This is a genomic window from Sulfitobacter sp., from assembly GCF_039977885.1.
GTDB lineage: Bacteria > Pseudomonadota > Alphaproteobacteria > Rhodobacterales > Rhodobacteraceae > Sulfitobacter.
This window is the reverse complement of record NZ_JBDWCI010000020.1, coordinates 311,630-330,692: the sequence shown is the minus strand read 5'-3', so window position 1 is coordinate 330,692 and position 19,063 is coordinate 311,630. Positions and strand designations below refer to the sequence as shown.

Here is a 19,063-nt window from a genome sequence, read left to right as displayed (position 1 = left end):
TCCTAGTTTTTGCGCGCGATCACAAATCGTGCCGCTGCGCGCAATGTATCGGCGTCTTGGCCATAGCCGGAAAGTACATCGCAGGCTGCTTCTACCAATGTTTGTGCTTCCGCTTTAGCCCCATCAAGACCAAGCAGCGAAACGAATGTGGCCTTGCCCGCAACGGCATCCTTGCCTACGGCTTTGCCAACAGTAGCCTCATCACCTTCGACATCCAGAATATCGTCCGCAATCTGAAAGGCGAGGCCAAGCTTGCGGGCGTACTGCCCCAATGCGTCCGTATCGGCCTGCGCCATGCGGGGGCCCGCTGTGGCTGCCCATTCGATCAGCGCGCCGGTCTTGCCTGCCTGAAGGGTCGTGATCTGTTCCAGTGTCAGAGGGGCATCCGATGTCTCCGCTGCTATATCCAGCGCTTGCCCGCCAACCATACCGGCCACACCAGAGGCGCGCGCAAGGGTCTGCACCAGCTCAAGCCGTGCAGCATCAGGGCATTCTGTTCGGCTCACCAGTTCAAATGCCAGCGTCTGAAGAGCATCCCCTGCCAAAACGGCGGTGGCTTCGTCCCATTTGCAGTGCACCGTGGGCTGCCCGCGCCGCAGGTCGTCATCATCCATGCACGGCAAATCGTCATGTACGAGAGAATAAGCATGCAGTGCCTCGATCGCTGCGGCGGCGGGGGCGGTTTGTGCGGCTCCTATGCCATGCAAACGCGCGCTTTCGAGCACCAAAAAGGCGCGCAGGCCCTTGCCGCCCGTTGTAGCATAGATCATCGCGTCGCGGATCGGACCATCAGTGCCCTCAAGGCTACCGGCGATCTGCGTTGTTGCCAACGCACCAGCCTCTCTGAGCGCTTGGGCAAACCGGCTCATGGCTACTGCCCTTCGACGGGTTTCAATCCGGAGGGGTTGCCTTCACCGTCCAACGTAATCGCGGCGACCTTTTCTTCGGCTTCCTTGAGCTTTTTCTCACAGCGCGCCTTCAACAAGGCTCCGCGCTCATACAAAACAATGCTTTCATCCAGCGCTACATCACCGCGCTCCAGCTTGCTCAGAACAGTTTCCAGTTCCGCCATTGCCGCTTCAAAGCTCATCTCGTCCACTGGTGTCTGGGTCATTGCAGTCTCTCTTATATTCGTTGGGCCGAACCATACCGCCCGAAGAACACTAACGCCAGCAATGGGCCCGCCGCGCGCCTATTTTTTCTAGCCAAAAATACTCCGGGGGGCTCGCCCGAAAGGGCGAGGGGGGCTGGCCCCCCAACACGGTCCCGAAAATGCCCTTAGTCAGGAGCCAGCATATAGCCTGCGCCACGCACGGTCTGCAAATAGCGCGGCTGCTTGGGATCCGCTTCGATCTTGCGGCGCAGACGTGTAATTTGCACGTCCACGGCGCGTTCCTGCGCCTGACCGCGATCCCGACCCAGCTCTTCTACCAGTTTTGAGCGGCTCAGCGGCTCACCCGGCTTGGCCGAGAATATCTTCATCAGCTGGATTTCGGTGGCAGTCAGACGCACCAGTTCTTCCCCCTGCCACATCTCGCCGCGTTCCATGTCATAGCGGATTGGGCCGAGCGATAGAACCTTGGGGGCAGATTCTTCGGGCAGTGCATCTGGCATGCGGCGTAAAATGGCATTGATCCGCAGCAACAACTCTTTGGGCTCGAAAGGTTTCGCGAGGTAGTCATCCGCACCGGCCTCAAGCCCTTCGATACGGTTTCCTGTTTCGCCTTTTGCAGTCAACAACAGGATCGGGGTTGTTAGCGTTTCACGCAAAGACCGTGTGAGGCTGACGCCATCCTCACCGGGCATCATCACATCCATGATTAGCATGTCGAATTCCAACCCTGACAAAACGCGCCGCGCGTGGGCTGCATCGCGTGCCGAGGTGACAAGGAATCCCTGACGCATCAAGAATTTTTGCAGCAGGGTCCGGATACGTTCGTCATCATCAACGATAAGCAGGTGTGCATCATTGGCGCTCATGTTCCGGTATCCTTTAGTCGATTGTAGCTGTTGCGCATCTCGCCATCCATCATTGCTTCTAGCACGGTGCGAAAGCCAGCAACAGCATCTGGTCCAGCGTCGCGGTAGGCGGCGCGCATACGCGCGCGTTGGGCATCGGACAGTGTTTGCTCCAACGTTCGGCCTTCCTGTGTCAGGTTAAGATGGCGCTCACGTTTGTCTTGTCTGCCAACAGCGCTTTGGACAAGGCCATCGGCAATCAGCGTGCGCAAGACACGGTTAAGTGATTGTTTGGTCACCCCAAGGATATTGAGCAGATTGTTTACAGTGGTTCCTGGTGCGCGGCCGATAAAGTGCAGCGCGCGGTGGTGGGCGCGGCCATAGGCGAGATCGGATAGAATCCGGTCAGGATCAGCAGTGAACCCGCGATAGGCAAAAAACATGGCCTCGATCCCCTGCCGCAACTGTTCATCCGTGAGAAACAGCAAAGCCTCCCCGCTATGGGAGCTTGATCCGCGCCTGTCCATAAATGTCTCCCCAAGGTAGATCCGACGCGCAGCTTATGTCAGTGTTGTTGACACTCCAACCCCGAAAGGCTACGCCAAGCCAAGTTTTGCGTAACTATATGTCGGCAAGGTTCGATTTGGCGCAATAATTGATAATAAATCTTGATCTTTGAAGGGGAACGCAATGGCTGGTGGATATGACGATCGGGATGGGCACATCTGGATGGACGGCAAGATGGTCCCATGGCGCGATGCGAACGTGCATGTGCTGACCCATGCCATGCATTATGCCTCGTCAGTGTTTGAAGGTGAGCGGGCCTATAATGGTAAGATTTTCAAAAGCCGTGAGCATTCGGAGCGCCTGAAACGCTCGGCCGAGATGGTCGATTTCGAAATTCCTTACTCCATTGATGAGCTTGAGGCTGCAAAGGCGGAAGTGCTCAAAGCGTCGGGCCTGTCTGATGCCTATGTGCGTCCGATCGCATGGCGCGGAGTAGGCGAAGACATGGGTGTTGCTGCCCAAAAGAACCCCGTGCGTGTTGCTATCGCCGCATGGGCGTGGGGTGCGTATTACGGTGATGCCAAAATGAAGGGTGCCAAGCTCGACATTTCCAAATGGAAGCGTCCGTCGCCCGAGACGATCCCTTGCCATGCAAAGGCGGCGGGTCTGTATATGATCTGCACCATGTCCAAACATGCGGCAGAGGCCAAAGGCTGTTCGGACGCGATGATGTTTGATCACCGTGGCTATGTGGCTGAAGCCACCGGCGCGAACCTGTTTTTCGTGAAAAACGGTGAGGTTCACACGCCAGACCCTGATTGCTTCCTCAACGGGATCACCCGTCAGACTGTCATCGGCATGCTGCGCGAAAAAGGCTTCACGGTGCATGAGCGGCACATCATGCCCGAAGAGCTGGAAGGTTTCGAGCAATGCTGGCTCACCGGGACAGCTGCCGAAGTGACGCCTGTTGGCCAGATTGGTGAGTATAACTTTGAAGTTGGTGCCATGACCCGCGATATCGCGGAAGCCTACGAAAAGCTGGTCCGCGCCTGATCGCGCTACTTTAGTTTCGCCGCCAGCCAAAGCGCAGCTTTGGCTGGCGGCGTAGCGAGGCCGGAGGCCTCGCAAATCCTCTGTCAGCAGCCTTCAAAAATCGACGCCGCGCTGGGCTTTGATCCCTGCTTTGAACGGGTGTTTCACTTCGGTCATTTCGGTCACCAGATCGGCATATTCGCATAGCTCGGGTTTAGCATCGCGGCCTGTCAGGATCACGCCGGTGCGTTTGTCGCGTGCATCTAGCCCTGCAATGACATCTTCAGCAGACAGATAGTCATAGCGCATGGCGATGTTGATTTCATCCATAACGATAAGATCATATTCGCCGCTTTCCATCATCTCGCGCCCTTTGGCAAAGGCGGCTTGCGCGGCGGCGATGTCGCGGTCTTTATCCTGCGTGTCCCATGTGAAACCTTCGCCCATGGTGTGCCATGTGACCTCGCCCAGACGGTCAAAAAACTGCCGCTCGCCGGTTTTCCATTTACCTTTGATGAACTGGACCACGCCTACCTTCTGCTTCCAGCCCAAGGCGCGCACGATGACTCCGAAGGCAGAAGAAGATTTGCCCTTACCAGCGCCAGTATGCACCAGCACCAGACCCTTTTCGGGGTCTTTCAGCTCGGACACTTTTTTGCGCTGGGTGGCTTGGCGTTCTTGCATCTTTTGTTTGTGATCGTCTGACATGGGGTGTCCTTAGTTTGGAGTGCCGGAGGGCGCGATGCTTGGCTTTGATTTGCTGCGGTCCAGCCCAAGCTGGCGTTCACGCCATATGATCAGCACGCCACCTGCAATGACAAGGGCGGCACCGATCAAAATTGTGGGGGTGGGGACTTCGCCAAAGATAAAATAGCCGATGATGGTGGCGAAAATCATTGATGAATAATCGAAGGGTGCCAGCATCGAGGCGGTGCCAAAGCGGTAGGATGAGGTGACCATGATCTGTGCGCTGCCGCCCACCAGCCCGGCACAGACAAGAAACGCCAAAACGGTAAGGCTTGGCCAGGTCCACGTCAGCTCGCTATGTGGGATCAACCACCCGAGCGGCAGGCTAAGCAGTGACACCAGCGTCGCGGTGAGCGAGAAGTAAAAGACAATCGCCGAGGTGGAATCAGTTTGCACCAAACGGCGGACATGCACCTGCACCAAGCCCCGCAGCATAGAGGCCCCAAGTGTTAGCAGCGCACCGATCATTGCGGCGTATGAGTAGCTTTGCCCAAACGTCAAACGCGGTGCAAGAACGATGATAACGCCAATCAAGCCCAAAGCGACCGCCGACACACGTACAATGCGGACGCGCTCTCCCAGCAGGATCGCGGCAAAGATCACGGTGAACATCGGGGTGGCATAGCCGATGGCCGTAGCTTCGGGCAGCGGCAGCAGCGCCAGCCCCGAAAAGGTCAGCGCCATCGCCGTGGTCCCGATCAGCCCGCGCCAGACATGGCCCATAATGTTGTTGGCCTTGAACCCGTCGTGCAGGTGCCCCTGTTGCCACAGCCACAGCACGATGATCGGCAGGGCAAAGGAGGAGCGGAAAAACACGGCCTGACCGGGCGGGACGCCTTCGGAGGCGAGTTTGATCAGCGCGGCCATGACCATAAACAGGAACACCGCTCCTGTCTTGAGCGCGATGGCAACACCGGGGCGGTTTTGAGTGCGGGAAGTTTCCATGGCCTAAGCCCGCCCTTGGGCGCAAGCTGCCCTGCTGTGGGGGGCATGTCGGTGTTTGGAAAGTCCCGCCATGCTACCCTATGATACCTCGGTTTTCGCCGATCTGACCACGGTGCAGTAGTAGGTGATCAAGGAGCACACAGGCCATCATCGCTTCGCCCACGGGCACCGCGCGGATGCCAACGCAGGGGTCGTGGCGGCCTTTGGTGATAATTTCGGTCTGCTCGCCCGTTTTGGTGATCGTCTGGCGTGTGGTGAGGATGGATGAGGTCGGCTTGACCGCAAAGCGTACAACGATGTCCTGTCCTGTGCTGATCCCGCCAAGGATGCCACCGGCATGGTTGGAGGAATAGCGCGGCTGGCCGTCTTCCCCCATAAAGATTTCATCGGCGTTGAGCTCACCGGTCAGCATTGCGGCAGACATGCCTTCGCCAATCTCGACGCCTTTGACGGCATTGATGCTCATCATGGCGGCGGCCAGATCGGTGTCGAGTTTTCCGTACACCGGCGCGCCGATACCTGCGGGCACGTTGCGCGCGGTCACCTCGATGATCGCACCAACCGAGGAGCCGGATTTGCGCAACCCGTCAAGGTATTCGGCCCAGTCAGCGGCGGCTTTGGCATCGGGCACCCAAAACGGGTTTTGCTCGATCTGGTCCATGTCGCGCACGTCGGTTTTATGGGTGCCCATCTGGACCATATAGCCGGTGATCTCGATATTTGGTGCAATCGCCTTGATTGCTTCGCGGGCCAACCCGCCTGCGGCAACGCGCGCGGCAGTTTCGCGCGCTGAGGATCGCCCGCCACCGCGATAGTCGCGGATGCCGTATTTCTGGAAATAGGTGATGTCGGCATGGCCGGGGCGGAATTTTTCTTTGATGTCGCCGTAGTCTTTTGAGCGCTGATCGGTGTTCTCGATCATCAGCTGGATTGGCGTGCCGGTTGTGACGCCCTCAAAGGTGCCCGACAAGATACGCACCTCATCCGCCTCGCGGCGCTGGGTGGTGTATTTATTCTGCCCCGGTTTGCGTTTGTCGAGCCAGTGCTGAATCATCGCCTCGTCAATCGCGACACCCGGAGGGCAGCCGTCGACGGTTGCGCCCAAAGCGGGCCCGTGGCTTTCGCCCCATGTGGTGACGCGGAAAAGATGGCCAAAACTGTTGATCGACATGCGCAGGTCTCCTTTGCCTTCTGCCATATCGGGGGTGGACCGGTGTCTCAAGGGGTTTTGGCTTGCCAAACTGTAAAGGCGCTCATAGGAGTTTGTATACCTCGGGGTGCCAGTGGCTGAGATGTACATCCGTACAGACCCGTAGAACCTGAACCGGTTAACACCGGCGGAGGGAAGGTCTGGATACTAACTCCCGCACCTCTCATCGCCGCAATTTGGAGGATGCTATGAAGTATCTCACGTTTGCGACTGCAACATTGGCAGCTTCGGCTGCTTGGGCCGAGACACCTGAACTGACCGTTTTCACTTACGACAGTTTTGTGAGCGATTGGGGTCCGGGCCCTGCGATTGAAAAAGCGTTTGAGGAAACCTGCGGGTGTGATCTCAAGTTGGTTGGAATGGGCGATGGCGCGGCATTGCTTGCGCGGCTTAAGCTCGAAGGGGCACGCTCTGACGCGGATGTGGTGATGGGGTTGGATACCTCACTGATCGCGGCGGCCAAGGACACAGGGTTGTTCAAAGAAACAGCGGTGAGCGCCGAGTACACGCTGCCTGTGACATGGGCTGATCCGGTATTCGCGCCCTATGATTGGGGTTACTTCGCCTTTGTTCACAACAAAGACCTAAGCGCGCCTGCCAATTTCAAAGCATTGGGCGAGAGCGATCTGAAGATCGTGATTCAAGATCCGCGGTCTTCCACGCCCGGTCTGGGCCTGTTGATGTGGGTGAAAGCCGCCTACGGGGAGGAGGCCCCTGCAATTTGGGAGGCCTTGGCCGATAATGTGGTCACCGTGACCAAAGGGTGGTCTGAGGCCTATGGCCTGTTTCTGGAAGGCGAGGCGGATATGGTGCTGAGCTATACCACGTCCCCTGCATATCATTTGATCGCAGAAGAGGACGACAGCAAAACCGCCGCCGCCTTTGACGAAGGGCACTACATGCAGATCGAGGTCGCAGGCGTGCTGGAAGGGTCAGACCAGCCCGAGTTGGCAGAGGCATTTGTGAAGTTCATGGTGTCGGATGCCGCACAGGCAATTTTGCCGACCACGAATTGGATGTATCCGGCTGTGACCCCTGAGGCGGGTCTGCCTGCAGGGTTCGAGACACTTATTGTGCCTGAAAAGGCGCTGTTGGTGCCATCGGATGAGGTTGGACCTCTGCGTGAGGAAGCGTTGAGCGAATGGCTCGGCGCCTTGTCCCAGTAGCGGGACTTTTCATCAGTAAAAAGACGGGGATCAGCGCGGCGCTTTTGGTGTGCGCGCTGATCCTTCTTGCTCTGCTGGCGGTGATGAGCCGCGCAGAGGCGGGCGCGGGTTTGGGGCCTGCGGATTGGGCTGCGATCCGGTTTACGGTTTTGCAGGCTGCGTGCTCATCCTTTCTTTCAGTTCTCCTTGCGGTGCCGGTTGCGCGGGCTTTGGCGCGGCGGCGGTTTGCGGGGCGGGGCCTGTTGGTGACGCTGCTTGGGGCGCCCTTTATCCTGCCGGTGATTGTGGCCGTGTTGGGTTTGTTGACGGTATTTGGCCGTAGCGGTTGGGTGAATGCGCTGCTGGAGACGGTGGGTTTGCCGTCTGTGTCGATCTACGGGTTTCACGGTGTCGTGCTGGCGCATGTGTTTTTCAACATGCCGCTGGCCACGCGCCTGATTTTACAGGGCTGGCAAAATATCCCTTCGGAACAATTCCGGCTTGTGGCGCAATTGCGCATGACTCCGCCTGCTGTTTTCCGCGCTGTTGAATTGCCCATGCTAGGGCAGATCGTGCCCGGCGCGCTGGCGTTGATTTTTGTTGTTTGCCTGACCAGCTTTGCGGTGGCGCTGACGCTGGGCGGCGGGCCGCGGGCCACGACGATCGAGCTGGCGATCTATCAAGCGTTCCGGTTTGATTTTGATCTGGGTCGTGCGGCGCTTTTGTCGGTTGTTCAGCTGCTGCTTGCGGGGGCAATGGCTGTGATGGCCTTGTGGCTGGTGCCTGCCTTGCCAGTGGGCGGTGGGCTGGACCGGATTATGCCACGCTGGGATGCAAAAGGCGGGCTGCAGCGGCTGGGCGATTTTCTGGCGATTGGGTTGGCGGCGCTGTTCTTGCTTGTTCCGTTGGGGGCCGTTGTGTTGCGCGGTGCAATGGGCATCCAGTCGATGCCAGTTTCGGTGTATTATGCGGCGGGCACATCTGTGGCCGTGGCTTTGGCCAGCATTGTGGTGCTGTTGCTGCTGGCTCTGCCGATGGCGGGCTGGATTGCGGGGCGTGCGAACGCGCGCATCGAGGCGATTGGCCTGTTGGGCCTTGCCGCCTCTCCGCTGATGATCGGGACGGGGTGGTTCATCGTAATCAACCCTTATGTCGATCCTTTTGCCTTTGTCTTGCCTGTGACGGTTCTGGTGAATGCGCTGATGGCGCTGCCGTTTGCCTTGCGGATTCTTATCCCTCCTCTGCGAGCGACGGTGCAGCACTACGGACGGATGAGCATCATGCTGGGGCTGGGGGGATGGAGCCTTTGGCGGGTTGTGCTGTTGCCGCGGCTGCGTCCACAGATAGGGTTTGCTGCGGGTTTAACTGGGGCGTTGTCGATGGGCGATCTGGGGGTGATCGCGCTGTTTGCGGATCCTGAGCGGGTGACGTTGCCTCTTCAGATGGTGCGTTTGATGGGCGCGTATCGGATGGATGCCGCGGCGGGGGCCGCGCTGGTGTTGTTGGGTCTTAGCCTTGGGATTTTCTGGCTGTGCGATAAGGGAGGGCGGATGCATGCTGAGGCTTGAGGGTGCGCAGGTCGTGCAAGACGACTTTGAGATGGCGGCTGATTTTGCGTTAGAGCCGGCACGCAAATACGCTGTGATCGGTCCCTCGGGCGCTGGCAAATCGACCTTACTTGGGGCCTTGTGTGGGTTTGTGCCCCTGGCCAAAGGAAAGCTGCTTTGGGAGGGAAAGGACATCGCCGGCTTGGCCCCTGGTGCGCGCCCTATGACGATGCTGTTTCAGGACAATAACCTTTTCCCGCATCTAAGCGTGGCGCAGAATGTGGGCCTTGGGCTGCGCCCTGATTTGCGACTGGATGGGGCACAGCGTGGCCTTGTCGCGGATGCCTTGGCACGGGTCGGTCTGGCAGGTTACGCAGATCGGCGGCCCGGAAATCTGTCGGGTGGGCAGCAAAGCCGCGCGGCATTGGCACGAGTGTTGGTGCAGGCGCGACCCTTTGTTCTGCTGGATGAACCCTTTGCGGCATTGGGGCCTGCGCTGCGCAATGAGATGCTGGATTTAGTGCAGGATTTGGTCACGCAAACAGGTGCAGCATTGGTGATGGTGACCCATGCGCCAGAGGACGTCCGGCGCATTGCAGATGAGGTGATTTTTGTGGAGGGTGGGCGCGCGCAGAGCCCACGTCCGGCGGCAGCATTGCTGGATGATCCACCGCCGGAATTGCGCGCCTATTTAGGTTGAGCCTGAGGTCAGCGCCATTGCGGCGCGGGCGGCCTCGCGGCCTTTCTCGATGAAATGCGCGCGGTAGATGGTGTTGTGATGCTCTGTCTCTTGATATTGGTGCGGTGTCAGTGAAACCGAAAGCACTGGCACACCGGTATCAAGGCCCACGCGCATCAACCCGTCGACCACAGCTGCGGCGACAAAATCATGGCGATAGATGCCGCCATCAACCACAAAGGCGGCACAGATGATGGCATCATATTTGCCCGTCTTTGCCAATTGCTGAGCTTTGAGCGGCATTTCAAACGCGCCGGGTACATCAAAGACATCCGTTTGCGCATCGGGCGAGGCTTCGGCAAAACCGTCCAATGCACGGTCTACGATATCTGCATGCCATTGCGCTTTGACAAAGGCGAAGCGGGCGGGGGTGTCTGTCATGGTGATCTCCTTTAGGTTCAAACACGTCCACCCAAGGCGATCACAGGCTTACGGCCGCACCTTGCGGCGTGGCTGAAACCCTGCATTCTCTTCCATCCGGACTATGACCGTCGGCTCCGGCATCTCACCGGATCTGCTTGACCAAGCGTTCCCTGTTAAGGGGCGCGTTGCGCTCGCGGGCTCAAAGGACTGCGCCTTCATACCGCCGGTGGGGAATTTCGCCCCGCCCTGAGAATTCTGCCAGATTGCCAAGCATGCACTGCCTCTGCAATAGTTTATCGTGCTTATCTAAAGGAACGTCACGTGCATCCCAATCCTGTCTTCCATGACGCAGATACAGCACGCAATCTGGCCTTTGCACGGGCGCGTGGGTTTGGCGTGTTGGCAGTGGTCGAGGAAGGCCTGCCGCATCTGAGCCACGTGCCGTTTTTATTGAACACGGAGGGGACGCAGGCGGATTTGCACCTTGTCCGCTCTAACCCGATTGCGCGCATGGGGGAGGGGCCGCATCCGGCCAAAATCGCCGTGTCGGGGCCGGATAGTTACGTTTCGCCGGATTGGTATGGGGTGCCGGATCAGGTGCCGACGTGGAATTACATCGCCGTGCATTTGTCCGGAACGCTGGAGCGGCTGCCGCAGGAGGTCATGCGCGATATGCTGGACCGCCAATCGGAGGCTTATGAGGCGCAACTTTTGCCAAAGACGCCATGGACCACCGCTAAAATGACACCCGAAGTGCTGGAAAAGATGATGCGGATGATTGTGCCTTTCCGGTTTACCCTGATGGGCGTGGATGGGACATGGAAGTTGGGTCAAAACAAACCTGATACGGTGCGCAGAGATGCGGCGGGCCAGATGGCCGAGCATGGCATCGGTAGCGATGTCGGGGCGATTGCGGCCATGATGCGCGACCTAGATCACCTTTAACATTGTGTTGCGCCGGCGCGGCATGGCGGGAAGAGTGGGACCAAAGACCCTAATAAAAGGATGACCAACATGAAGCTCTATTACGCTCCGACCTCCCCCTATGTGCGCAAGGTTATGATTCTGCTCGAAGAGACAGGGCAGCTTGGTGATGTTGAGGTGATCAACGTGGCGACTACACCTTTGGCTGCGGATGGAGGGTTGTTGACCAAAAACCCACTGGCCAAGGTGCCCGCGCTTGAGCGGCCCGATGGTCCGACCCTTTATGACAGCCGTGTGATCACGGCTTATCTGGATGCGCGTGCGGGTGATCGGCTGTATCCGTCTGGCGCGCGCCGTTGGGAGACACTTACTCTTGAGGCCACAGCGGATGGTATTCTGGATGCGGCTCTATTGATGACCTATGAGGGGCGGCTGCGCCCGCAAGACAAGCAGATGCCCGAGTGGGTCGAGGGGCAGTGGGATAAAATTGCCCGCGCTGTGGTGGCGCTGAATACGCGCTGGATGAGCCACTTGTCCGGCCCTTTGGATATGGGGCAGATCGCGGTCGCTTGTGCGCTTGCCTATGTTGATTTCCGGCACGGCGCGCGGGACTGGAGGCACGGGAATGACCAGTTGGCAGCGTGGTTTAAAGCCTTCGAATCGCGCCCTTCAATGGTTTCCACAGTGCCGCCGGCAGGGTAGTTCGCAAAAATTTGCACCAGATAGGGGTTGATTTTATCGCAACTGTGACGGTTTGCGTCTCTTATCCATCTAGACGGGTGAGGCGCTGCAAGTTAGACAACACAGCAATGTCCGGTGTGCGGGAATTCGCGCACTTTTATACCTGTTGGCCGATATCGGCCGAAATACGGAGGAACCCACGTGTCACAAGCTGATGATATCGAAGGCAACCGGAGGGACTTCCTCTATTATGCAACAGCGGGTACAGGTGCTGTTGCCGTCGGTGCTGCTGTTTGGCCATTGGTCAACCAGATGAACCCTTCCGCAGACGTTCTGGCGTTGTCCTCCATTCGCGTTGACGTGAGCGGGGTTGAACCGGGATCGCAGTTGACCGTCAAATGGTTGGGCAAACCCGTCTTTATCCGCCACCGCAGCGGTGCAGAAATTCAGGAAGCCAAAGCGCAGGACGAAGCTGCTCAAGGCGCATTGATTGACGCAAGCGCGCGCAACGCGAACCTGACCGATCCAAATGCTGCGGCGACGGATGAAAACCGCGTTATGCCATCGCCTGAAGGTGAAGCGGCTGGTGCATGGATCGTCCAGATGGGCGTTTGCACACACCTTGGCTGTGTGCCTTTGGCGGATGCCGGTGATTTTGGCGGTTGGTTCTGCCCATGTCACGGTTCGCACTATGATTTGTCTGGCCGTATCCGTAAGGGTCCTGCACCAGAAAACCTGCCCATCCCGCCTGCCGTATGGACAGACGCTTCAACGATCAAATTGGGCTAAAGGAAACAACATATGTCTGGAATTCCTCACGACCATTACGAACCAAAGTCCAAAGGCGAAAAGTGGATTCACACGCGCCTACCGATCGTTGGTCTTATGTATGACACACTGATGATCCCTACACCCAAGAACCTGAACTGGATGTGGATCTGGGGCATTGTTCTGACGTTCTGTCTGGCGTTGCAAATCGTCACCGGTGTTGTGCTGGCTATGCACTATACGCCCAGCACGGATGCGGCGTTTGCGTCGATCGAGCATATTATGCGCGATGTGAACGGCGGCTTTATGCTGCGTTATTTGCACATGAACGGCGCATCGCTGTTCTTTATTGCGGTTTATGCGCATATCTTCCGGGGCCTCTACTATGGCTCGTACAAAGCCCCGCGTGAGATCACGTGGATCATCGGCATGATCATCTATCTGTTGATGATGGCGACGGCGTTTATGGGATACGTTTTGCCATGGGGGCAAATGTCCTTTTGGGGTGCGACCGTTATTACAGGCCTGTTTGGTGCGGTGCCGTTTGTTGGTGAAGCAATCCAGACACTGCTGCTGGGCGGTCCTGCCGTTGATAACGCAACACTGAACCGCTTCTTCTCGTTGCACTTCTTGCTGCCCTTCGTGATTGCGGGTCTTGTGATCCTGCACATCTGGGCGTTCCACCACACAGGCAACAACAACCCGACCGGTGTTGATGTGCGCCGCACGTCCAAGGAAGAAGCTGAAAAAGACACGCTGCCGTTCTGGCCCTACTTTGTGATCAAGGACCTGTTTGCGCTGGCCGTGATCCTTGTGGTGTTCTTTGCGGTGGTCGGGTTTATGCCAAACTACCTTGGTCACCCTGACAACTATATTGAAGCCAACGCATTGGCGACGCCTGCGCACATCGTGCCTGAATGGTATTTCCTGCCCTTCTACGCGATCCTGCGTGCATTCACCTCCGAGGTTTGGGTGGTTATCATCGCCGAAACCCTGTCCGGTGGCATCATCGACGCCAAGTTCTTTGGTGTTCTGGCGATGTTCGGTGCGATTGCTGTGATGGCGGCAGTGCCATGGCTGGATACCAGCCGCGTGCGTTCGGGCCGTTACCGCCCGATGTTCAAATGGTGGTTCTGGCTGTTGGTGTTTGATTTCTTCGCACTGATGTGGCTGGGTGCAATGCCCGCAGAAGAGCCTTACGCGACCTTCTCGTTGATCGCGTCCACCTATTGGTTTGCCTACTTCCTGGTAATCCTGCCGCTATTGGGCGTGATTGAAAAACCACTGCCTATTCCCGAAACCATCGAGGAAGACTTTGACGCGCATTATGCGCCAAAAGTCGGCGGCACGACCACTGTCGTGAACCCTGCGGAGTAAACCAGAGATGAACATGATCAAAGCAACACTCCTCAGCGCTGTTATGGCGCTTACCGCTCCCGCCGCATTTGCGGCGGGCGAAGCCCACGCACCGATCGAAAACATCGACTTTTCCTTTGATGGTCCGTTCGGCTCTTATGATGTGAACCAGCTTCAGCGCGGTCTGCAAATCTACACCGAAGTTTGCTCGGCCTGTCATGGTCTGCAATATGTGCCTTTGCGGACGCTTGGCGATGAGGGCGGCCCGTCGCTTCCCGAAGAGCAGGTGATCGAATATTCCAAACAATGGGAAGTTTTCGACCCTGAGCTGGATGATTTCCGCGCAGCAACTCCTGTGGACCACTTCCCGAAATCAGCCTTGTCAAACGCGCCTGACCTGTCCCTGATGGCGAAAAAGCGTAAAGCATTTTCCGGCCCTTACGGGTTGGGCATCAATCAGCTGCTGTATGGTTTTGGTGGCGCGGAATATATCGCGGCCTTGATGCACGGCTATACTGGCGAGGAAAAAACCCAAGCTGGTGTGACGCTGTACGAAAACGAATATTTCGAGGGCGGTTGGATCTCTATGGCACCGCCGCTGTATGACGAAGCGGTCGAATTCGCCGACGGCCACTCCAATTCGGTTCATGCAATGTCGGAAGATGTTGCAGCCTTCCTGATGTGGACTGCCGAGCCAAAGCTGGGCAACCGCAAGCAGGCTGGCCTTGCAGGTGTTATTTTCCTGACACTTCTGTCTGTGCTGCTGTACCTGACAAACAAGCGTCTGTGGGCATCGGTCAAATATAAAGACTGATCTTGGCCAGAGCCTTGGAATGAATGAACGCCCATAGCTTTTGCTGTGGGCGTTTTTCAATTCCCGTGAGGCCTGTGGTGTGGGTCAGGTGGCTCTATCAAATAGAAAGCCCCCCGAATGTGAGGGCGGGATGGCAGTCATAATTGCCGCATGCTCAACTTTGGTCCGTTCAGTAAACCTTCAGCGTCTTTGAGGCCGTTTCCCGCGTCGCGCTGATAGGGGGAGGCCGTGGCCAGCAAGCCTAAGCCGGAAAGGGGGATTAAATATAATGCCCTGCCTTGGAGCCTGTTCAGATGTTGCCCCGGCTCATGCCTGCAGGTGTACACCTGTCTGCGCCTGAATACGGGTCTGCACGATGCTACCTTCGCTTTGTGGCTGGGTAAACCGCACTTCGGCGAATTGTTCGGTACGGCCCATATGGGCGTTTTCCATCAACACCGCGTGCTGTTTGCCCACTTGTGCGGTCAGATGTGTCTGTACTTGCGCCTCACCGGCGTCGCGCAGGCGTGCAGCGCGTTGTTTAATGACCTTGCCGTTCACCGGTGGCATACGTGCCGCTGGTGTGCCTTCGCGGGCTGAGTAGGGGAAAACGTGCAACCATGTAAGGTCGCATTCCTCAACCATTTTCAGGGCATTCTCGAACATGGCGTCTGTTTCGGTCGGGAAACCTGCGATGATATCTGCGCCAAAGGTCATGTCGGGCCGCAGCTTGCGTGCTTGGGCGCAAAATTCGATCGCATCATCGCGCAGGTGCCGGCGCTTCATCCGCTTGAGAATCATGTCATCGCCGTGCTGAAGCGACAGATGCAAATGAGGCATCAGCCGCGGTTCGGTTGCGATGGCTTGCATCAGGTTCTCATCGACCTCGATCGAATCAATCGAGCTAATCCTGAGGCGCGGCAAATCCGGCACCAGTTTCAGAATGCGCATGACCAGATCGCCAAGGCGCGGGGTTGCAGGCAGATCCGCACCCCATGAAGTAAGGTCAACACCGGTGAGGACGACCTCGTTAAAGCCCTTATCCACCAGACGCTTGATCTGCTCGACCACAACGCCGGCGGGGACCGAACGGGAATTGCCGCGGCCGTAAGGGATAATACAGAAGGTGCAGCGGTGATCGCAGCCGTTTTGCACCTGCACATAGGCGCGGCTGCGGGTGCCAAAGCCGTCAATCAGATGGCCGGCTGTTTCGGTCACCGACATGATATCATCGACCTGCAAGGCCTCTGTTTCGCCGATGAAATCAGCGGCCAGCCCCTGCCATGTCTCGCCCAGCATCTTTTCTGTGTTGCCGATCACGGCATCGACTTCGGGCATGGCGGTAAAGGTCGCGGGTTCAGTCTGTGCGGCGCAGCCGGTTACGATCAGTCGTGCGTCGGGGTTTTCCTTGCGCAACTTGCGAATATCCTGACGGGCCTTACGCACGGCCTCGGCGGTGACAGCGCAGGTGTTGATCACCACAGCATCGCGCAGGCCCGCAGTGTCTGCGAGTTCTTTCATGGCTTCCAGTTCATACTGGTTAAGCCGACAACCGTGGTTGGAGAAGATAGGCGCGCTCATAAACAGCTCCGCAGGAAGGCAGGGGTGAATGTGCCGTCCGCGACATGCATGGTTTCGCCAGTCATCCAGACCCCGTCATCACGCCAGTCGATCTGAAGGGTTCCGCCATCCAGATTAATTGTCACACAACGCCCTGTAAGGCCGCACCGTGCGGCTGCAACTGCTGTGGCGCAGGATGATGAGCCCGACGCCAGTGTAATGCCCACGCCACGTTCCCAGACGCGCATGCGGATGCGGTCGGTTCCTGTGATCTCGGCGACCTGCACATTGGTGCGTTGCGGATAAAGCGGGTGATGTTCGTGAAGCGCACCGAAGGTCGGCAGATCAACGGCCTGTGCGTTCTCGACAAAGAAAGTGCAATGAGGGTTCCCCATTCCCGTGGCCGTTGGCGCGCCGTCGATGGGTAGGTTCAGCGTATCCATTTCACGGGCAAGGGGGACCTCGTGCCATTCCAGCTGCGGATGGCCCATATTCACTGACGTGAGGCCATTACCCATGTCGATGGCATGTAGCTCTCCGCGCTCTGTCACAAGGGTAACCGATTTGGCACCAGATTCGTCCATCAGGTAACGGGCTACGCAGCGGGTCGCATTGCCGCAAGCACCGGCGGTTGAACCGTCTGCATTGTAGAATGTCAGGTAAAGCGATTCGTGATCTTGGGTGATCAGGGCCAGTTGATCAAAGCCGATTCCCATCTGGCGATGTGCAATTCCACGCACAAGCCCCTGTGGAAGCCCGGAATCGCCCTCAAGCAACGCAGATTCTGGCGCGCGCGCATCCAGCACGACAAAGTCGTTTCCGAGGCCGTGCATCTTCATAAACGGTAATGGGGCGAGGTTTATCTGGGTCATTGGGCGCATATAACCGTAGCCTTGCAATTATTCCAGCAGACTTACCAGAATTCGTGCGTTATGGGGGTTGACCCTAACCGTGCAGGTTTCTAAACACCGCGTCAGTGGGCCCTTAGCTCAGCTGGTAGAGCAACTGACTTTTAATCAGTAGGTCGATGGTTCGAACCCATCAGGGCTCACCACTCATTTCAACGGGTTAGCAGGAAACTGCTAGCCCGTTATTTGTTTCAGCTACCGTTGCATTGATCTGGTTGGCGCGAGGAGTGCCAAGTTAATCTTCAAACACTGCAAGCCCCAACCATTCGGCAATCAGGGCCGGAGATTTCTCACCCTCGATTTCAATGGTAAGCAGATTCGTGCGCAACATATTGGTAGGCTTCTTTGCGATGGCTTGTTGCAGGATAAAGCGGCCGCGCAGGCGCGACCCCGCGAGGACAGGTTTGAGGAAGCGCAATTTATTCATGCCATAATTGACCGCCATCACTTGCCCGGGCAGCATGTCAAAACAATCATAGGCAAACCGGCTGGCGAGCGAGAGCGTCAGAAATCCGTGGGCGATTGCGCCGCCAAAGGGGCTTTGGGCCGCGGCGCGTTCTGGGTCGACGTGAATCCATTGGTCATCATGGGTGGCTTTGGCAAAATCGTCGATCATCTTTTGATCCACGGTGATCCAGTTCGACACGCCTGTTTCCGTGCCGATTTGCTGTTGGGCAGCTTTAAGAGCTTCATCGCGTGCCGACATCGGGTGGTTCCTTATGTGGAGTGAGTGACGCAATGCGCCGTTGTCTAATTATGGCACAGCAACGCAGGGGGGCTAGGTGATTTCCACAACGACTTTGCCCATTACTTTGCGCGTCATCATCAGCTCAAGCGCGGCGGCAGCATCTTTTAGTTTGAAGCGCGCAGAGATGCGGGGTTTGATTGCGCCATTGGCGTACAGGCGCAGCAGGTCGGCCATGTTCTGGGCATGTAGCATCGGCTCACGCAGCGTATGTGCACCCCAGAAGACGCCGACGATCTGGCTGCCTTTGAGTAAGGTGAGGTTGAGGGGGATTTTAGGGATGCCAGCCGGAAAACCTACGACCAGATATCGGCCCTGCCACGCCAGCGCCCGCACGGCAGGCTCGGCGTAGGGGCCGCCCACAGCGTCATAGACAACATCCACGCCGTCGCCCCCTGCAAGCTTCCTGATCTGGGTGGTGAAGGCTTTTTGCGCTTCGCGGCTGTCCATGTCGAGGGAGTAGATAATTGTCTCATCTGCACCCATTTCGCGGCAGAACTGGGCTTTTTCTTCCGAGGATACTGCCGCGATGACCCTTGCGCCTGCGGCTTTCCCCAGCTCGATTGCGGCGGTGCCCACCCCGCCGGAAGCGCCAAGGATCAACAGCTGCTCGCCCTCTTTGATTTCGGCGCGGTTCTTGAGAGCATGATGCGAGGTGCCATAGGTGAAGATAAGGCATGCCGCTTCGTCATAGGGCATCTCGTCGGGGATCTTTATCAGTTGCGCAGCGTCGATAGCGATATGAGAAGCAAATCCGCCAAACGCGCATAGCCCCAGCACACGGTCTCCCACTGCAAACTCTCTAACATCCGCACCCACAGCCAGTACCTCGCCTGCGATCTCACCTCCCGGGGCGAAAGGGCGGGGTGGCTTCATCTGGTAGAGGTCCTGAATAATCAGCGTGTCAGGGAAGTTCAGTCCCGCGGCATGGACGCGAACAAGCACCTGCTTTTTGTCGGGCGCTGGTGTGTCCAGCTCGGTCAGCTTTAGGGTCTCGGGCCCGCCCAGTTCATGGCTTAGCATTGCTTTCATCGGTCTGTCTCCTTGCTGGATTTGGGGTTTAAGGGGGCAGTGCGGGGGATGCTTGTCAATGAGATAATGAAATGTAATTCTGCTGTGCGGAATAGTTGTCCG

Annotated in this window: 21 protein-coding genes, 1 tRNA gene and 2 riboswitches; of the genes, 10 read left to right on the top strand and 12 right to left on the bottom strand. The window is 57.5% G+C overall.

All coding sequences use genetic code 11. From position 1 onward, the window contains the following. Window positions 1–2: 2 nt before the first annotated feature. From ABJM03_RS15295 to ABJM03_RS15280, 4 genes are all read right to left on the bottom strand, one after another. Window positions 3–869, bottom strand: a complete 867-nt coding sequence (locus ABJM03_RS15295) for a farnesyl diphosphate synthase (protein ID WP_348418710.1) — start codon at window positions 867–869, stop codon at window positions 3–5. A gap of 2 nt (window positions 870–871) precedes the next feature. Then, window positions 872–1,114, bottom strand: a complete 243-nt coding sequence (locus ABJM03_RS15290) for an exodeoxyribonuclease VII small subunit (RefSeq protein ID WP_348418709.1) — start codon at window positions 1,112–1,114, stop codon at window positions 872–874. A gap of 164 nt (window positions 1,115–1,278) precedes the next feature. Then, the gene (locus tag ABJM03_RS15285; protein WP_348418708.1) at window positions 1,279–1,980 is read right to left on the bottom strand and encodes a response regulator; all 702 of its coding nucleotides are present in this window, start codon (window positions 1,978–1,980) and stop codon (window positions 1,279–1,281) included. Next, on the bottom strand, window positions 1,977–2,486 hold the full coding sequence (locus tag ABJM03_RS15280) for a MarR family transcriptional regulator (RefSeq protein WP_348418707.1): 510 nt from the start codon (window positions 2,484–2,486) through the stop codon (window positions 1,977–1,979). Before ABJM03_RS15280 ends, ABJM03_RS15285 begins: the two co-directional genes overlap by 4 nt. A 163-nt stretch (window positions 2,487–2,649) precedes the next feature. Between ABJM03_RS15280 and ABJM03_RS15275 the strand changes: the two genes are divergently transcribed. Beyond that, window positions 2,650–3,519 (top strand): branched-chain amino acid aminotransferase, encoded by an 870-nt coding sequence (locus ABJM03_RS15275; protein WP_348418706.1) that lies wholly within the window; start codon window positions 2,650–2,652, stop codon window positions 3,517–3,519. Window positions 3,520–3,612: 93 nt separating this feature from the next. Here the strand turns inward: ABJM03_RS15275 and cobO are convergent, their stop codons facing one another. From cobO to aroC, 3 genes are all read right to left on the bottom strand, one after another. Beyond that, entirely contained in the window at window positions 3,613–4,206 is a 594-nt protein-coding gene (gene cobO / locus ABJM03_RS15270) for a cob(I)yrinic acid a,c-diamide adenosyltransferase (RefSeq protein ID WP_348418705.1), read from the bottom strand. A gap of 9 nt (window positions 4,207–4,215) precedes the next feature. Beyond that, the gene (locus ABJM03_RS15265; RefSeq protein WP_348418704.1) at window positions 4,216–5,190 is read right to left on the bottom strand and encodes a DMT family transporter; all 975 of its coding nucleotides are present in this window, start codon (window positions 5,188–5,190) and stop codon (window positions 4,216–4,218) included. 73 nt (window positions 5,191–5,263) lie between these two features. Continuing rightward, on the bottom strand, window positions 5,264–6,361 hold the full coding sequence (gene aroC, locus ABJM03_RS15260; protein WP_348418703.1) for a chorismate synthase: 1,098 nt from the start codon (window positions 6,359–6,361) through the stop codon (window positions 5,264–5,266). A 92-nt stretch (window positions 6,362–6,453) separates the two neighbouring features. Beyond that, a riboswitch (TPP riboswitch) is annotated at window positions 6,454–6,553 on the top strand. Window positions 6,554–6,588: 35 nt separating this feature from the next. On the opposite strand from aroC, the gene thiB reads away from it, so the two are divergent. The 3 genes from thiB to ABJM03_RS15245 are packed head-to-tail and all read left to right on the top strand — an operon-like array spanning window position 6,589 to window position 9,792. Continuing rightward, window positions 6,589–7,566: a thiamine ABC transporter substrate binding subunit gene (thiB, locus tag ABJM03_RS15255; RefSeq protein ID WP_348418702.1), complete on the top strand. Its 978-nt coding sequence runs from the start codon at window positions 6,589–6,591 to the stop codon at window positions 7,564–7,566. Then, window positions 7,542–9,113, top strand: coding sequence for a thiamine/thiamine pyrophosphate ABC transporter permease ThiP (locus ABJM03_RS15250; RefSeq protein ID WP_348418701.1), 1,572 nt, complete (start codon window positions 7,542–7,544; stop codon window positions 9,111–9,113). The genes thiB and ABJM03_RS15250 overlap by 25 nt, the downstream gene beginning before the upstream one ends. Continuing rightward, the gene (locus tag ABJM03_RS15245; RefSeq protein WP_348418700.1) at window positions 9,100–9,792 is read left to right on the top strand and encodes an ATP-binding cassette domain-containing protein; all 693 of its coding nucleotides are present in this window, start codon (window positions 9,100–9,102) and stop codon (window positions 9,790–9,792) included. Before ABJM03_RS15250 ends, ABJM03_RS15245 begins: the two co-directional genes overlap by 14 nt. Here ABJM03_RS15245 and ABJM03_RS15240 read toward each other — a convergent pair. Next, a complete protein-coding gene (locus ABJM03_RS15240) occupies window positions 9,784–10,212 on the bottom strand; it encodes a 6,7-dimethyl-8-ribityllumazine synthase (protein WP_348418699.1) in 429 nt (142 codons plus the stop codon). The genes ABJM03_RS15245 and ABJM03_RS15240 overlap by 9 nt on opposite strands. Window positions 10,213–10,292: 80 nt before the next feature. After that, a riboswitch (FMN riboswitch) is annotated at window positions 10,293–10,452 on the bottom strand. Window positions 10,453–10,515: 63 nt separating this feature from the next. Here ABJM03_RS15240 and ABJM03_RS15235 point away from each other — a divergent pair. The 5 genes from ABJM03_RS15235 to ABJM03_RS15215 all read left to right on the top strand — a co-directional run bounded on the left by ABJM03_RS15235 (window position 10,516) and on the right by ABJM03_RS15215 (window position 14,737). Then, window positions 10,516–11,139 carry an FMN-binding negative transcriptional regulator gene (locus ABJM03_RS15235; protein WP_348418698.1) on the top strand — a complete coding sequence of 208 codons (624 nt, stop codon included), beginning with the start codon at window positions 10,516–10,518 and terminating at the stop codon, window positions 11,137–11,139. Window positions 11,140–11,208: 69 nt separating this feature from the next. Beyond that, entirely contained in the window at window positions 11,209–11,820 is a 612-nt protein-coding gene (locus tag ABJM03_RS15230; RefSeq protein ID WP_348418697.1) for a glutathione S-transferase, read from the top strand. Between the two features lie 180 nt (window positions 11,821–12,000). After that, window positions 12,001–12,588, top strand: coding sequence for a ubiquinol-cytochrome c reductase iron-sulfur subunit (petA, locus tag ABJM03_RS15225; RefSeq protein ID WP_348418696.1), 588 nt, complete (start codon window positions 12,001–12,003; stop codon window positions 12,586–12,588). Window positions 12,589–12,600: 12 nt separating this feature from the next. Further along, window positions 12,601–13,944: a cytochrome b gene (petB, locus tag ABJM03_RS15220; protein WP_348418695.1), complete on the top strand. Its 1,344-nt coding sequence runs from the start codon at window positions 12,601–12,603 to the stop codon at window positions 13,942–13,944. A 13-nt stretch (window positions 13,945–13,957) separates the two neighbouring features. Then, a complete protein-coding gene (locus ABJM03_RS15215) occupies window positions 13,958–14,737 on the top strand; it encodes a cytochrome c1 (RefSeq protein ID WP_348418694.1) in 780 nt (259 codons plus the stop codon). 306 nt (window positions 14,738–15,043) lie between these two features. Here the strand turns inward: ABJM03_RS15215 and mtaB are convergent, their stop codons facing one another. Together mtaB and dapF are read right to left on the bottom strand one after the other, a co-directional pair. Then, complete coding sequence (mtaB, locus tag ABJM03_RS15210; protein ID WP_348418693.1) at window positions 15,044–16,297, bottom strand: tRNA (N(6)-L-threonylcarbamoyladenosine(37)-C(2))-methylthiotransferase MtaB; 1,254 nt, start codon at window positions 16,295–16,297, stop codon at window positions 15,044–15,046. After that, a complete protein-coding gene (gene dapF / locus ABJM03_RS15205; RefSeq protein ID WP_348419148.1) occupies window positions 16,294–17,148 on the bottom strand; it encodes a diaminopimelate epimerase in 855 nt (284 codons plus the stop codon). The genes mtaB and dapF overlap by 4 nt, the downstream gene beginning before the upstream one ends. Before the next feature lie 106 nt (window positions 17,149–17,254). Between dapF and ABJM03_RS15200 the strand changes: the two genes are divergently transcribed. Next, a tRNA-Lys gene (locus ABJM03_RS15200) sits at window positions 17,255–17,330 on the top strand. 89 nt (window positions 17,331–17,419) lie between these two features. On the opposite strand, the gene ABJM03_RS15195 is transcribed toward ABJM03_RS15200, so the two are convergent. Further along, window positions 17,420–17,890, bottom strand: a complete 471-nt coding sequence (locus ABJM03_RS15195) for a MaoC family dehydratase (RefSeq protein WP_348418692.1) — start codon at window positions 17,888–17,890, stop codon at window positions 17,420–17,422. A gap of 72 nt (window positions 17,891–17,962) precedes the next feature. Further along, a complete protein-coding gene (locus ABJM03_RS15190) occupies window positions 17,963–18,961 on the bottom strand; it encodes an NADPH:quinone oxidoreductase family protein (protein WP_348418691.1) in 999 nt (332 codons plus the stop codon). Window positions 18,962–19,063 lie beyond the last annotated feature (102 nt).

Coding starts and splice junctions, on each gene's coding strand:
- ABJM03_RS15245 (WP_348418700.1), top strand. CDS start 9,100: ATGCTGAGGCTTGAGGGTGCGCAGGTCGTGCAAGACGACTTTGAGATG.
- ABJM03_RS15215 (WP_348418694.1), top strand. CDS start 13,958: ATGATCAAAGCAACACTCCTCAGCGCTGTTATGGCGCTTACCGCTCCC.
- ABJM03_RS15190 (WP_348418691.1), bottom strand. CDS start 18,961: ATGAAAGCAATGCTAAGCCATGAACTGGGCGGGCCCGAGACCCTAAAG.
- ABJM03_RS15230 (WP_348418697.1), top strand. CDS start 11,209: ATGAAGCTCTATTACGCTCCGACCTCCCCCTATGTGCGCAAGGTTATG.
- thiB (WP_348418702.1), top strand. CDS start 6,589: ATGAAGTATCTCACGTTTGCGACTGCAACATTGGCAGCTTCGGCTGCT.
- ABJM03_RS15290 (WP_348418709.1), bottom strand. CDS start 1,114: ATGACCCAGACACCAGTGGACGAGATGAGCTTTGAAGCGGCAATGGCG.
- petB (WP_348418695.1), top strand. CDS start 12,601: ATGTCTGGAATTCCTCACGACCATTACGAACCAAAGTCCAAAGGCGAA.
- ABJM03_RS15240 (WP_348418699.1), bottom strand. CDS start 10,212: ATGACAGACACCCCCGCCCGCTTCGCCTTTGTCAAAGCGCAATGGCAT.
- ABJM03_RS15265 (WP_348418704.1), bottom strand. CDS start 5,190: ATGGAAACTTCCCGCACTCAAAACCGCCCCGGTGTTGCCATCGCGCTC.
- ABJM03_RS15275 (WP_348418706.1), top strand. CDS start 2,650: ATGGCTGGTGGATATGACGATCGGGATGGGCACATCTGGATGGACGGC.
- ABJM03_RS15195 (WP_348418692.1), bottom strand. CDS start 17,890: ATGTCGGCACGCGATGAAGCTCTTAAAGCTGCCCAACAGCAAATCGGC.
- cobO (WP_348418705.1), bottom strand. CDS start 4,206: ATGTCAGACGATCACAAACAAAAGATGCAAGAACGCCAAGCCACCCAG.
- aroC (WP_348418703.1), bottom strand. CDS start 6,361: ATGTCGATCAACAGTTTTGGCCATCTTTTCCGCGTCACCACATGGGGC.
- ABJM03_RS15295 (WP_348418710.1), bottom strand. CDS start 869: ATGAGCCGGTTTGCCCAAGCGCTCAGAGAGGCTGGTGCGTTGGCAACA.
- dapF (WP_348419148.1), bottom strand. CDS start 17,148: ATGACCCAGATAAACCTCGCCCCATTACCGTTTATGAAGATGCACGGC.
- ABJM03_RS15285 (WP_348418708.1), bottom strand. CDS start 1,980: ATGAGCGCCAATGATGCACACCTGCTTATCGTTGATGATGACGAACGT.
- ABJM03_RS15280 (WP_348418707.1), bottom strand. CDS start 2,486: ATGGACAGGCGCGGATCAAGCTCCCATAGCGGGGAGGCTTTGCTGTTT.
- ABJM03_RS15250 (WP_348418701.1), top strand. CDS start 7,542: ATGGCTCGGCGCCTTGTCCCAGTAGCGGGACTTTTCATCAGTAAAAAG.
- mtaB (WP_348418693.1), bottom strand. CDS start 16,297: ATGAGCGCGCCTATCTTCTCCAACCACGGTTGTCGGCTTAACCAGTAT.